General features: G+C 34.8%; 10 protein-coding genes. 2 read left to right on the plus strand and 8 right to left on the minus strand.

Going from position 1 to position 14055, the window contains the following annotated elements:
• Nucleotides 1-10 precede the first annotated feature (10 nt).
• On the minus strand, nt 11-1768 hold the full coding sequence (gene aspS, locus ACQKCJ_RS20440) for an aspartate--tRNA ligase (RefSeq protein WP_427402830.1): 1758 nt from the start codon (nt 1766-1768) through the stop codon (nt 11-13).
• Nucleotides 1769-1924: 156 nt separating this feature from the next.
• Between aspS and ACQKCJ_RS20445 the strand changes: the two genes are divergently transcribed.
• Together ACQKCJ_RS20445 and ACQKCJ_RS20450 are read left to right on the plus strand one after the other, a co-directional pair.
• Nucleotides 1925-2920: a TlpA family protein disulfide reductase gene (locus ACQKCJ_RS20445; protein WP_427402831.1), complete on the plus strand. Its 996-nt coding sequence runs from the start codon at nt 1925-1927 to the stop codon at nt 2918-2920.
• A 211-nt stretch (nt 2921-3131) separates the two neighbouring features.
• Nucleotides 3132-3479 (plus strand): toxin-antitoxin system YwqK family antitoxin, encoded by a 348-nt coding sequence (locus ACQKCJ_RS20450; protein ID WP_271337506.1) that lies wholly within the window; start codon nt 3132-3134, stop codon nt 3477-3479.
• Between the two features lie 250 nt (nt 3480-3729).
• Here the strand turns inward: ACQKCJ_RS20450 and ACQKCJ_RS20455 are convergent, their stop codons facing one another.
• The 7 genes from ACQKCJ_RS20455 to ACQKCJ_RS20485 form a co-directional block, all read right to left on the minus strand.
• On the minus strand, nt 3730-4845 hold the full coding sequence (locus tag ACQKCJ_RS20455) for a PepSY-associated TM helix domain-containing protein (RefSeq protein WP_427402832.1): 1116 nt from the start codon (nt 4843-4845) through the stop codon (nt 3730-3732).
• Nucleotides 4846-4908: 63 nt separating this feature from the next.
• Nucleotides 4909-6459, minus strand: coding sequence for a PepSY-associated TM helix domain-containing protein (locus tag ACQKCJ_RS20460; RefSeq protein WP_427402833.1), 1551 nt, complete (start codon nt 6457-6459; stop codon nt 4909-4911).
• Nucleotides 6460-6462: 3 nt separating this feature from the next.
• A complete protein-coding gene (locus tag ACQKCJ_RS20465) occupies nt 6463-6765 on the minus strand; it encodes a hypothetical protein (protein WP_271337510.1) in 303 nt (100 codons plus the stop codon).
• Between the two features lie 18 nt (nt 6766-6783).
• A complete protein-coding gene (locus ACQKCJ_RS20470) occupies nt 6784-7116 on the minus strand; it encodes a hypothetical protein (RefSeq protein WP_427402834.1) in 333 nt (110 codons plus the stop codon).
• A 59-nt stretch (nt 7117-7175) separates the two neighbouring features.
• Nucleotides 7176-9632: a TonB-dependent siderophore receptor gene (locus tag ACQKCJ_RS20475; RefSeq protein ID WP_427402835.1), complete on the minus strand. Its 2457-nt coding sequence runs from the start codon at nt 9630-9632 to the stop codon at nt 7176-7178.
• 215 nt (nt 9633-9847) lie between these two features.
• Entirely contained in the window at nt 9848-11086 is a 1239-nt protein-coding gene (gene odhB, locus ACQKCJ_RS20480; protein ID WP_427402836.1) for a 2-oxoglutarate dehydrogenase complex dihydrolipoyllysine-residue succinyltransferase, read from the minus strand.
• Between the two features lie 82 nt (nt 11087-11168).
• Entirely contained in the window at nt 11169-13946 is a 2778-nt protein-coding gene (locus ACQKCJ_RS20485) for a 2-oxoglutarate dehydrogenase E1 component (RefSeq protein WP_271337514.1), read from the minus strand.
• Nucleotides 13947-14055: the final 109 nt, after the last annotated feature.

A 14055-nucleotide genomic window follows, 5' to 3' on the forward strand; every position in this document is an offset into this window, starting at 1 on the left:
CGTTTTAGAGCTATTTAATATCCAGTTTAATCGAAAGTTCTTTTAACTGAGCATCATCAATTGCAGCAGGAGCATCAATCATAACATCGCGTCCCGAATTGTTTTTAGGGAATGCAATAAAATCTCTGATCGTTTCCTGACCTCCTAAGATCGCTACTAATCTGTCAAGACCAAATGCTAAACCTCCGTGTGGTGGTGCTCCAAATTGAAAAGCGTCCATTAAAAAGCCAAATTGTGCTTTTGCTTCGTCTTCTGTAAATCCTAAATATTTGAACATTAATTGTTGTGTCGCTTTATCGTGAATACGAATCGATCCTCCACCAATTTCATTTCCGTTCAATACCATGTCATACGCATTTGCACGAACTTTTCCCGGCTCAGTTTCCAATAACGCCATATCTTCCGGTTTTGGAGATGTAAACGGGTGGTGCATTGCATGATAACGACCGCTTTCTTCATCCAGTTCTAATAATGGGAAATCAATTACCCAAAGAGGAGCGAATACTTTAGGGTTACGCAATCCTAAACGAGTTGCCAATTCCATACGAAGTGCTGAAAGTTGTGCACGTGTTTTGTTTGCAGGACCTGAAAGTACAAAAATCATATCTCCGGGTTTTGCTCCTGTAATTTTTGCCCATTGTCCTAAATCCTCCTGATCGTAGAATTTGTCTACAGATGATTTAAAAGTTCCGTCGTCATTACATTTTGCATATACCATTCCTGATGCTCCAACTTGCGGACGTTTTACCCAGTCAATTAATCCGTCAATTTCTTTACGGGTATAATTTCCTGCTCCCGGAACTGCAATTCCCACAACTAATTCAGCAGCATTAAATACTGGGAATTCTTTGTGTTGTGCAAATTCGTTTAACTCACCAAACTCCATCCCAAAACGAATGTCCGGTTTGTCGTTTCCATATGTTTTCATGGCATAATCGTAGGTAATTCTAGGGAATTTATCTACTTCAATACCTTTAATTTCTTTTAGTAAATGTCTTGTCAGACCTTCAAAAACATTCAAAATGTCTTCTTGTTCTACAAATGCCATTTCGCAATCGATTTGTGTAAACTCAGGCTGACGGTCTGCTCGTAAATCTTCGTCACGGAAGCATTTTACGATCTGGAAATATTTATCCATTCCGCCCACCATCAATAATTGCTTGAAAGTTTGTGGTGATTGTGGTAATGCATAAAATTGTCCTTCGTTCATACGGCTTGGTACAACGAAATCTCTTGCTCCTTCAGGGGTCGATTTGATTAAGTAAGGAGTTTCTACTTCGCAAAAATCTAAATCAGATAAATATTTACGAACTTCCATTGCTACTTTATGACGGAATAATAAACTGTTTTTTACAGGATTTCTTCTAATATCAAGGTAGCGATATTTCATTCTGATATCTTCACCACCATCAGTTTCGTCCTCAATAGTAAACGGAGGAGTCAAGGCAGCGTTAAGTATAGTTAATTCGGTAACTAAAATTTCTATGTCACCGGTAATCATGTTTTTGTTTTTGTTCTTGTCCTCACGTTCAATTACAGTTCCTTTTACCTGAATTACGAACTCTCTACCAAGAGTTTTTGCCAGTTCAAAAACAGTTTTGTCTGTACGGCTTTCGTCGAAAATAAGTTGTGTAATTCCGTAACGGTCACGTAAGTCGACCCAATTCATAAATCCTTTATCGCGAGATTTTTGAACCCAACCCGCTAGTGTAACTTCCGTATTAATACTTGAGGCGTTTAATTCGCCACAATTATGACTTCTATACATGATCTAAATTTTAGACTGCAAAAGTAAACACAAAATTCAAATTAATATAGTAAAGTCGTAACTTGATGTTCATTAATTTCAAATATTTTGTTAATTCTTAATTTAGCAGCTCTAATTTCTTTAGATTTGAATCACTAAAAACAAACTTTAATTTATATGAACAAACTTTTTGTAACCGGCCTGTTGATTTTTAGCACTTTGAATGTCATTGGTCAAGCTAAAAATCAAGTGAAATTTACGGCTAAAATAGCGAACAGAAATAGTGATACTTTGGTGATTAAAGGAAGAGATAATTTTAAGCAAGTTATCCCAATTAATAAAAAAGAGCTTTTTGTGGCTAATTTTGAAGCTCCAAAAGGATTTTATATGTTTTCTGATGGTACAGAATCTTCTAATTTATATCTAAAATCGGATTCAGATATTAGCTTAACAATGAATGCCAAAGAATTTGATGAAACGATTGTTTATAAAGGGAAAGGTGTTGATGAAAGCAATTTTCTGGCACATCAAGCTTTAAAAGATGAAAAATTTCGAGAGGAGGCTTTCGTAAAAGAACCTGCTGAGTTTGCATCATTATTAGAAGCAAAGAGAAAGACGGATATTGAAAATGTTGAGAAAGGGAATTTTGATCCTGAGTTTAAAACTGCATTAAAACAAAGTTTTGAAAGTTTTAACCAATATGCTGTTCAGGAATATGAAAGAGCTTCTAAGGCAAATAAACTTAAAGGAAAACCTTCTCCGGGTTTTGATTATGAAAATCACAAAGGAGGAAAAACAAAACTTTCTGACCTGAAAGGAAAATATGTTTATATTGATCTTTGGGCAACCTGGTGCGCGCCGTGTAGAGCTGAGATTCCTTACTTGCAAAAAATTGAGGAAAAGTATCACGGAAAAAATATTGAGTTCGTAAGTATTTCTATTGATAAAGTGAAGGACAATGAAAAATGGAAAAAATTTGTAACGGACAAAAATCTGGGCGGTGTACAATTGTTTGCTGATAAAGATTGGGAATCTGAGTTTGTAACGAATTACGGTGTTACGGGAATTCCAAGATTTATTATTGTTGATCCTAACGGAAATGTTTTCAGCTCTGATGCTGACAGACCTTCGTCTCCAGATCTTCAGAAGCAATTAGATACATTATTGAAGTAATTTATTGATAAAATTGAAAACGATATAGTTCTGTTTCATTTTTTAAAGAATACCAGTAAAACCAAGGCGCAAGCTTTCGTTTTTTTATATCAGGCTGATTTCCAATGTTAAGCTTTTACCTAATGTTACCAAATTGTTAAGTAAAAGTTTTTTTAATGTAAACAAATAATTATATTTGATATAAGATTTGATAACATTAATACCTAAAGATATGAAAAAGTGTGTAATTTTAGTTGCAATATTGTTCTCTGGAATTCTAGTTGCACAAGAAGTAAACCCGGAATTAGAAGCTGTTGGAAACAAAGTAAAAGCTACTTACTATTATGAAAATGGTAATGTGCAGCAACAAGGCTTTTTTAAGGATGGTAAATTAGATGGTGTTTGGGTATCGTACGATGAAAGAGGGAATAAAGTTGCGGTAGGCGAATACACAGACGGATTGAAAACTGGAAAATGGGTTTTCTTCAATGAAAAAAACCTTTGTGAAGTTGCGTATGAAAACAGCAAAATTACTTCAGTTAAAAATTTGCAGAAAAATGCTTTAGCAAACAGAAATTAATATGATTTCTAAAACATAAAAATAACCGCTCATTCAGCGGTTTTTTTTGTATCATGACATATTGTGTTGTCGAAAAATATACAATATTTTGTATTAGCTAATTATTTTAACTGCAAAGAACACAAAGATATTTATCAGCAAGGTTTTATAAAAACAGAAAGTTCGGAAAGCTTTGTATTAATATAGCTTTGCGAACTTTTTGTTTTTTATGCGTAAAGTAAAATTAAATCCTTGCGTGTGATTAAATTTTTTATGCCTTTATTTTTTTGCAGGATTTATTTCTTCTTCCATACCAGATTATAAAACCGGTTACAGGCAGGCATGCAGCAATCAGGCTGACAATAAAAGCAATAATTTTTCCCGGGAGATCTAAGATTTGTCCTGTGTGGATCCCATAATTCATTTCGACAACTTGTAAACCTAAACTTTTTTTATCAAAAGGCTGGCTTTGAAGTAACTTGCCGTCATTTGGATGAAAATAATAATTGCTCTGATGATCGTATCGTAGCGTATGAGGATAAGCTCCTGTATTAATGATGTCTCCTTTTTGTTGCGGATACGTCACAAAAATCATTTCGGCTTTTGGCTGTAGTTTTGCGGTTTCAATAAAAGCAAGATCGACGGCAGTATTTTTATTATTGCTAAATTTAGTAGTGTCAATTACCGGAATTTTTGTTTCTACGTTTTTGTCACCGCTAAAATTGAAGGTTTTATAAATCCCGTCTCCAACCCATTCATATGTAAAAGTTAGACCTGTAATGGCGATAATAACCGCGATAATCGAAATGTAAAATCCGGATGTATTGTGCCAGTCATAATTTACACGGCGCCATTTTGCAGACCATTTTACAGAAAGACTTCTTTTAAGGTCTTTCTTTTTCTTTGGCCACCATTGAATAATTCCTGAGATCAATAATAAAATAAAAATGATGGTTGCACCGCCAATAATGTGTTTGCCTATATAATCCGGTAAAAGCAAATAAAGGTGAATATGTTCTACAATGATGAAAAAATCTGTTTCGGGATTTTCGGTTTTTAAATATTTTCCTGTGTAGGGATTAAAGTAGAGATATAAACTTCCTATATCAGAATATGTATATACGATTGCTGCACGATCTCTTCCGTAATAGGAAACCATGCTTGATTTATAACTTGGTAGAATTTCTTTTGCCTTTTCCTGTAAAACAGATGGCAATACAAAAGGTTTGTTCTGAGGTTCTGCCAATCGCCATTCTTTTCGGGTAATATCTTTTATTTCGTCATGAAAACAAAAAATGCAACCCGTCACACTTATAATAAAAACAATAAACCCGGAAATTAATCCGAGCCATTTATGTAGAAAACGTACTTGTTTTTTTAAACCCATGTTTTGAATAAAGCGTAAAAGTATATGCTTAATCAATAGAGGGCAAATTATTTAAGCTAATTTTTAGGAAACTGCTTTTTTTGACTTTAAGGTAAATGAAATATAAAGTGTTATGGATGCCAAAACAATCCAGAAAACATCTACAAAGAAAACCTGAATATGATTTTGCATAAACGAATTCCAAAACCAATTTCCGGAAACGATTCCGTTTGTAATTGGAATTAAAAAACCTAAAATACTTCCTGAAAGTAAACAGAATTTATTGGTAAATGCGTCATTCTTTTTAAGAATAAAAAATAGCGTTAGCAATAACCATCCTCCAAAATAAAGACTGAATAAGTTAGATTGGCTTAAAGGATAAAATATTTTTGCACCAATAAATGCTAAGGCTGTAATAGGGTACATACTCAAACAAATTGCCAAATAAATACGGACAACTGCTGCATTGAAGCGTCTTTTTTTCTCAGGCAGGTTATTTTTTTGTCTGGCAACTAACCAAATCATTACGCCTGAAATGATAACAAAACATGTGATGATTCCTAAAACGAAACTTACGATTCGTAATGCGTATCCTCCGTAATCACCAAAATGAATTCTATATAAAACATTTTTGACAACATCTAAATAATTGTTTTGTGTGATAGGGTTTTTCTTTGCGATTTCTTTTCCGTCGCTAATTCGGTAAACAACTTTTCCTATTCCGGTGAATTTTTTATTGCTGAGCATTTCACCTTCAACCAAAACGTGCATATTCGCGTCACCGTAATTCTGAATAAAAACGCGTGTAATTTCAAAATCTTTCCAATTGCTCTTTGCTTTTGCAACCAATTGATCAATATTAAAAGGAGTGGCCAGTTTTTTATTGTCAAACTTATAATCCGGATCAGTATATTCTAATTCTTTGTATAATTTACTCTGATCGCCTTTGTACAAAGTCATCACAGCAGGTGCAACAATCAAAAGTTTAATCATAAAAAAGGCTCCCGTTACGGCATATACAAACTGAAATGGCAGGCCAATCATTCCAAGTGCCGTATGAGCATCTGTCCACAATGTTTTTAATTTTTCCTTTGGACGGAAAATATAGAAGTTAGAAACAATCTTTTTCCAGTGCAATAAAACACCGGTTACGATTGCGAATAAGAAAAACAAAGCAACAAAGCCTGAAAGATAATAACCAACAGGATAAGGAATTTGAGCTAAGAAATGTAATCGGTATAGAAATTCGCCTAACGAATAAGATTGTTCATAGGTGAATGTTTTAAAGGTTTTCGTATCAAGGTAAAAAAACGATCCTTCTTTTTGCTTGGCCGGAGCCAAAGTATCTCTGGTGCCTTCGAGATAAACGGCAACTCTTCTTTCGTTGCTTGGTTTAGAAATGGTAATATTTCTTCCGTGCAGAATATATTCCTTGTCTAACTTGTTTAAAGCTTTGTTATAGTCTAATTGAATTTCATTAGTAAGGGCAGTAGATTCATTTCTTTCCCAGTTGTTGATTTCATCTCTGAAAAAAGAAAAGGATCCAGCGAAAAAAATCACAAAAAGTATTACGCTGATAACAATTCCGCTAACGGTATGTGTATGAAAATAGATATTATAATTACGGTTATTCATAAGTTATTTTGCTATCGGATTGCAGGTTTGGCCCAGATAAATAAAAAGAGAAAAAACTAAAGTAAGGAGTATATATATCCCCCAGATTTTCAATCCGCTTTTTGCTAAAAAAGCAATTACCATAAGCGCTACCCAAAGTATGAATCCGCTAAAAGCCATTGTCATCAAAATATTAGCGCGATTGAACCAGGATGCTAATGCTAAGTGAAAACTGACTGAAACAAAATAGCCGCCAATTATAGCCGCTGTGATTTTGGCAAAGCGTTGCCATATAGATTGGGTTAGGTATTTAGGATTTGCTGGCATATTTTGGTTAGAAATAAGTTAGTTGTAATAAAATTCTATTATAGCAACAATTGCAAAAAGGGCAATAATAGCAAATGGACTAATTTTTTTTAAGGGTGCTAAAATGATAATTAAGCTTCCAACGGTCATAAGCTGGATAAAAAACATTAAAGTTCCGCAACATAAAGATTGAGTAACAAGCCAAAGTGAGTAGGCTAATAAAAGAAGTCCTAAACCCACGTATTTGGTTGGTTTAGGATTGCTTTTCATCCACTTCTCAAAACCAAGATCATAAGATAAAGTAGCTCTTTTTGAGGTGTAGTAAAGTGTGTAAAAAGCTAAAAAAACGATAAGGCTTGCTATTGTTATCATAATTTTATAGAATTTAAAAAACACCTTTCTGCTATAAGAGAAAGGTGTTTTTGATTTTATTAGAATTTGTAAGTGAAACTTGCTGCAAAAGTTCTGGGATCTTTAGGATGAATTGTTGACCAACCATCGTAAATTTCTTCGTTTGTAATATTGTTTACTTTAAGATTGATGGCGAATTTTTCTGCATTATAAAATAAAGACGAATTCAAGGCTACGTATTCCGGAATTGTGAATGTTCCTGCTGTTGCTCTGTTCATGATCTTGTTATCACCAACATAATTTCCTCCAAATCCTAAACCAAATCCTCTTAATGAGCCTTGGGTAAATTTGTAGCTTGCCCAAAGGTTTGCTAGATTTTGAGGTCCTGAACTTTCAGGTCTGAAACCTACGAAATCAGGATCACCGGCAGTTAATTTTGCGTCATTGTAGCTATAACCCAACATAATATTTAAACCAGGAACAGGATTGGCTACGATTTCGGCTTCAAAACCTTTATTGTGCTGACCACCATTTTGGTAATTTGTTACTTGAGTTGCTGAAGTTCGTATGCTATATACCTGATCTGTTACTTTGATATCGTAATAACTGAAAGTAGCATAAACTTTATCTTTTAGAAGATTCAATTTAGTACCTGCCTCAAATTGATTTGCGTGTTCAGGATTAAAAGTTCTTGGCGTTCTTGTAGTACCATTAACATCTTCGCCAGGAGCAACGTTTGCAAAACCATTCATATAGTTGGCAAAAAGTGAAACTTTATCTAAAATAGGTTGGTATACTAAACCAAATTTTGGAGAAAATGCTGTCTGATTATAGTTGTCTGTATCTGTTGAAACATCACCACTATTAATGAAACGATCAGCACGTAAACTTACCATTGCTGATAAGGCTGGTGTAAAGTTGAATACATCTGAAAAATAAGCGCTGTAAACTTCTTGTTTCGTTTTACTGTTGTTTCTTGGACCATTGGCTACAATGATATCAGATGCTGCCTTTGTCAGAATCCCTGTATCACCACCATTTGACGGACCAAAAAGAGAGTTGAAATTTTGTAAATCGTCGCCAATGTATACAATTCCGTTACTAAAATATCCGGAACCATGATCTGTTGCTGTTCTGTTGAAATAATCAAAACCAACTACAAGTCTGTTTCTTAAGTCCCCGATTTTGAAATCACCAATAAAATTTTGCTGGATGTCAGTCGTGAGGTTTTTACTATCCTGATAGTTGAAAGATCTCCCTAGAACAATTCCGCTATTTAGGTCCTTATATTTAGGGTCGCTTGTTTCTTCGTATAAATAAGCATAGTTTCCTGTAGACTTTGCTGAACTTGAAGAGAAAACGGTTTGCGATCTCCATTGATCAGAAAGTTTGTAATTCATTTGTGCCTGTATATTATACGAAGGCGTTTTTAAGGTAAGTTCGTTACTGGTGTAAGAACGTTTGTTGTCGTATTTTAGTTCAGAGATATTGTGAACTCTTAAAGGATTGCTTCTGTCTAAAAACAACATGGTAGGATTTGTTGTTTCGTTGCTCATAAACTCAGTGTTTACCAAAAATGATAATCTGTCGTTTACTTCATAAGATAATGATGGAGCAATAAAAAAGGATTCTCTAAAACCGGCATCCTGAAAGCTTTCTTGTTTGTTGTATGCTGAGTTTACTCTGAAGTTTATTGTTTTTTTGTCATTTAATGGCGTGTTTAAATCTACAGTAACACGATTTAAGCCATAACTTCCGCCAGTGTAATTTACTTCTCCGCCAAATCCTTTATAAGGTCTTTTTGTGGTAGTATTTATTAATCCTCCGTAAGAAATTAAACTGCTTCCAAATAAAGTTCCTGATGGTCCTTTTATAATTTCAATTCTGTCAACATTTGCAGGGTCTAAACTTCCGTTTGTTAAACCTGGTAAACCATTAACCATGGTTGGCTGAACAGCAAAACCTCTTAGGGAATAATATCCTGCACCATCTCCGCCACGGCCTGTTGCAGCCCAAAGTTGTGTAATACCAGATGCATTTTTTAAAGCGTCATCAAAATTAGTTACAACTTGTTCTTTTAATACTTCGCCTGTGATAGTGGTATAAACTTGTGGATTTTCAAGATTTTTAAGTGGCAATCTTGATACTTGTTGATTTTCTTTGCGTGCAAAATGATTTTTGCCTCCCTTTACCACAACTTCTGTAAGTTCTTCTGAATTTGAAATAAGATTCACGTTCTGGATTGCTTCTTCGCCTTCGTTAATGGTAATCTTTTTTTCAGTAGAAGTATATCCAACTCCGGAAACTTTTAGAATATACGTTCCGGGTTTGATGTTTTTTATTCTGTAGTTACCATCCTGATCTGTAGTTGCCCCAAATCTTGTTCCTTTTAGTGCAACAGAAATACCTTCAGGAGATTCGTTATCGCTTAATGATATTTTACCTTTAAGGCTTGCTTTTTCTTGTGCTGAAATATTTACAGTCGCTAGTAGAAAAAAACAAAAGCTCAAAAAAGAAATTATGAATTTATTCTTCATCTTTATTTAGAATTGATTTTAATAGCGCAAATTTAGTTGTTGATTATCAACTACACAAGCTATTCTTATTTATTCTAAATAAAATAATTTGAAAGGGTAAAATTTACGTTTGTTTAAAAAATTAACATCTTAAGCAAATCTTAAGTAAGATTTATATAAAAAAACCTGTTCAAATAAATGAACAGGTTTTATATAATTACCGAAATTACTTAAAATTACAACTCTAAAGAACGTTTAGCGTCGCCATTTAATAATAATTCCAAAGGATTTTCTAAAGCTTCTTTTACAGCCACTAAGAAACCAACAGACTCACGTCCGTCAATAATTCTGTGATCGTAAGAAAGTGCTACGTACATCATTGGGTGAATTTCAACTTTACCGTTTACAGCAATTGGACGCTCAATAATATTGTGCATTCCTAAAATTCCTGATTGAGGAGGGTTGATGATCGGAGTACTTAACATACTTCCAAAAACACCACCATTAGTAATAGTAAAAGTTCCGCCAGTCATATCGTCAACAGTAATTTGACCATCACGGGCTCTCAATGCTAATCTTTTAATTTCAGCTTCAATTCCGCGGAAACTTAAGTTTTCAGCATTACGAACTACAGGAACCATTAAACCTTTTGGTCCTGAAACTGCGATAGAGATATCAGCAAAATCGTAAGCTACTTTATAATCACCATCCATCATAGAGTTTACGTCCGGATATAATTGCAAAGCTCTTGTAACAGCTTTTGTAAAGAAAGACATGTAGCCTAAACCAAGACCGCCATGTTTTGCTTTGAAAGCATCTTTGTATTCATTACGAATCAAGTTGATTGGTGTCATGTTAACTTCGTTGAAAGTCGTTAACATTGCTGTTTCATTTTTAGCTGCTACTAATCTCTCTGCTACTTTACGACGTAACATTGATAATTTTGTACGCTCAGATCCACGGTTTCCTCCAGTTGGAGTTCCCATAGAAGGTACTGCATTTACAGCATCATCTTTAGTGATTCTTCCGCCTTTACCAGTTCCTGAAACAGTTGCCGGTGCTATATTTTTTTCGTCTAATATTTTTCTTGCTGCCGGAGATGGAGTTCCTGTAGCGTAAGTTGTTGCTGGAGCAGGTGCTGCTTTTGGAGCTTCAGATTTTGCTTCTGCCTTAGGTGCTTCAGCTTTCACTTCAGCTTTTGGTGCTTCAGCTGCCGGAGCATCTCCTGCTGGTTTTGCTGCACTTGTATCGATTAAACAAACTACAGCTCCTACAGCTACTGCATCACCTTCTTCTGCCTTTAGCGTAATGATTCCGCTTGCTTCTGCAGGTAACTCAAGAGTTGCTTTGTCTGAATCAACTTCAGCAATAGCTTGATCTTTTTCTACATAATCTCCGTCTTTTACTAACCAAGTTGCAATTTCAACTTCTTTTATTGATTCCCCTGGTGATGGGACTTTCATTTCTAAAATCATCTTTGTTTTTGTTTAAGGTTTGTATTGCTTAAAGCTTAAAGTGTTTGGTCCTACTTTAAGCTTTAAACGTTAAACTAATTTTTTATCTGAATAAATCTTTATCGAATACCATTCTAATCGCATCTGCATGACGACGTTTTGCACGTGTATAACTTCCTGATGCCGGAGCAGCGTAAGCTTTTAATGAAGCTAATCTCCATTTTACAAGGTCAAAGTTCATTAACATAAAGCTGTAAGCTCCCATGTTTTTAGGTTCTTCCTGAGCCCAAACATAATCGTCAGCATTTGGATATTGTGCGATGATTTCTTTAAGTTGTGCAACCGGGAAAGGGAATAATTGCTCAATACGAACAACAGCAACGTCATTTCTTCCGTTATTTTCTCTTTCAGCAACGATGTCATAGTAGAATTTACCAGTAACAAAAACCAATGTTTTTACTCCTTTTTTATCTACTGTATTATCATCAATTGTTTCCTGGAAACTTCCGTTCTCCAATTCTTCAATTGTAGATACACATCTAGGATCACGTAATAAACTTTTTGGTGTAAACACGATAAGTGGTTTACGGAATTTTGTTTTCATTTGTCTTCTCAACAAGTGAAAAAAGTTAGCAGGAGTTGTACAATCTGCAACATACATATTTTGTCTTGCGCAAAGTTGTAAGTAACGTTCCATTCTTGCAGAAGAGTGTTCAGCACCTTGTCCTTCGTATCCGTGTGGCAATAATAAAACAATACCATTTTGGTTGTTCCATTTATCTTCTCCACAAGAAATATATTGGTCTAACATGATTTGAGCTCCGTTAGAGAAATCTCCAAACTGTGCTTCCCAAATTGTCAATGCATTTGGAGATGCTAATGCATATCCGTAATCAAAACCTAAAACTCCGTATTCTGATAATAATGAGTTGTAGATATTAAAGTTTCCTTTTTTACCTTCAAGGTTATTAATAAGAATTACTTCTTCTTCAGAATCCTCCACTTTTACAACGGCATGACGGTGAGAGAAAGTACCACGCTCAACATCTTGTCCTGAAATACGGATGTCATAACCTTCTTGAAGTAATGATCCGTAAGCCAGATGTTCTGCCATTCCCCAATCTAATAAATTGGTTTCGAAGAACATTGTTTTTCTGTCGTTGATTAATTTCTGAATTTTACTGATGAATTGTTTGTCTGCAGGTAAATTAGAAATTGCATTTGCAACAGCAGTAAGGCCTTCTCTTGAGAATGAAGTGTCTACGTTTTCAAGCATTTGCGTATCTGTTACCTGAACAAATCCGTCCCATTCGTTTTTCATGAATGGAGTTATGATGGTCAAATCTTTTTTACGGGAAGCTTGTAAATTCTCCTCCATTGTAGATTTGTATTCTTTTTCTAAAGCGTTTACATAAGATGCATCGATTACGCCGTCTGACAATAATTTCTCAGCATAAATATCTCTTGGATTTTTATGTTTTGCGATGATTTTATATAATACAGGTTGAGTAAAACGAGGCTCATCACCTTCGTTATGACCGTATTTTCTGTATCCTAATAAGTCAATAAATACGTCACGACCAAATTGCATTCTGTAGTCTAATGCAAAAGATACTGCATGTACAACAGCTTCAGCATCATCAGCATTTACGTGTAATACCGGTGAAAGTGTAACTTTAGCAACATCTGTACAATAAGTAGATGAACGTGCGTCTAAATAGTTTGTTGTAAAACCAACCTGATTGTTGATCACGATGTGAATTGTTCCGCCAGTTTTGTATCCGTCAAGCAATGACATTTGAACAATTTCATACAAAATACCCTGACCTGCGATTGCAGCATCTCCGTGAACGGCAATTGGCAATACTTTAGAAAAATCATTTGGATAATATTTCTCTTGTTTTGCTCTTGTGATTCCTTCAATTACAGCTCCAACCGTTTCTAAGTGAGAAGGGTTTGGTGCTAAATTGATATTGATATTTTTTCCTGTTCTTGTTTTTTTGTCAGCAGTAAGACCTAAGTGGTATTTTACGTCACCATCAAAATATTCCTGATCGTAATCTTTACCGTCAAACTCACCAAAGATATCCTGAGTAGATTTTCCGAAGATGTTAGCCAAAACGTTCAAACGACCACGGTGAGCCATTCCCATTACGAATTGTTCAACACCTTTTTCAGCAGCTAGTTCGATTAAGGCATCTAAAGCCGGAATAATCGATTCTCCTCCTTCTAATGAAAATCTTTTTTGACCTACATATTTAGTATGTAAAAAGTTCTCGAAAGAAACCGCCTGGTTTAATTTGTTTAAGATTGTTTTCTTTTCTTCAGAAGAGAAATTAGGCTGATTAACATTTACCGCCAATTTATCCTGAATCCATTGTACAACACCAGGATTTCTGATATACATATATTCAATACCAATATGCTGGCAATAAATAGATTTAAGACGCGTTACAATGTCTTGCAAAGTAGATGGTCCAACTCCGATAGCCTGCCCAGCGTCAAAAACTGTAGCAAGATCAGCAGTTGTTAATCCGAAATTTTCGATGTCTAATGTTGGAGAAGATGTTCTGCGATCACGAACCGGATTTGTTTTGGTAAACAAATGCCCGCGAGTACGGTAAGCATCGATTAACTTTAGTACATTGAATTCTTTTTGTAGCTTGTCAGAAACAAGACTACAATCTTGATTGTCGTTAGTCACATATTCAACAATTCGTTGAACTGGATTTTCGTCATTATAAGTCGTTTGTCCAAAGTCGAAACCTTGAAAAAAACTTCTCCAGCTTGGCTCAACGCTATCTGGATTTACTAAATACTGATCATATAATTGTGCGAAAAACTCTGTATGCGCTGCATTTAAAAATGAAAACCTATCCATAATATGAGTGAATATACTTTTTGTTAAATAGAATGGCAAAAGTACAACAATCGCATTTATTTAAATCTTTTTTTTACGTACTTTTACGTAAAAATTTGTTAAAAGTAGA

The organism is Flavobacterium sp. NPDC079362 (assembly GCF_050267765.1).
Classification (GTDB): domain Bacteria; phylum Bacteroidota; class Bacteroidia; order Flavobacteriales; family Flavobacteriaceae; genus Flavobacterium; species Flavobacterium azizsancarii.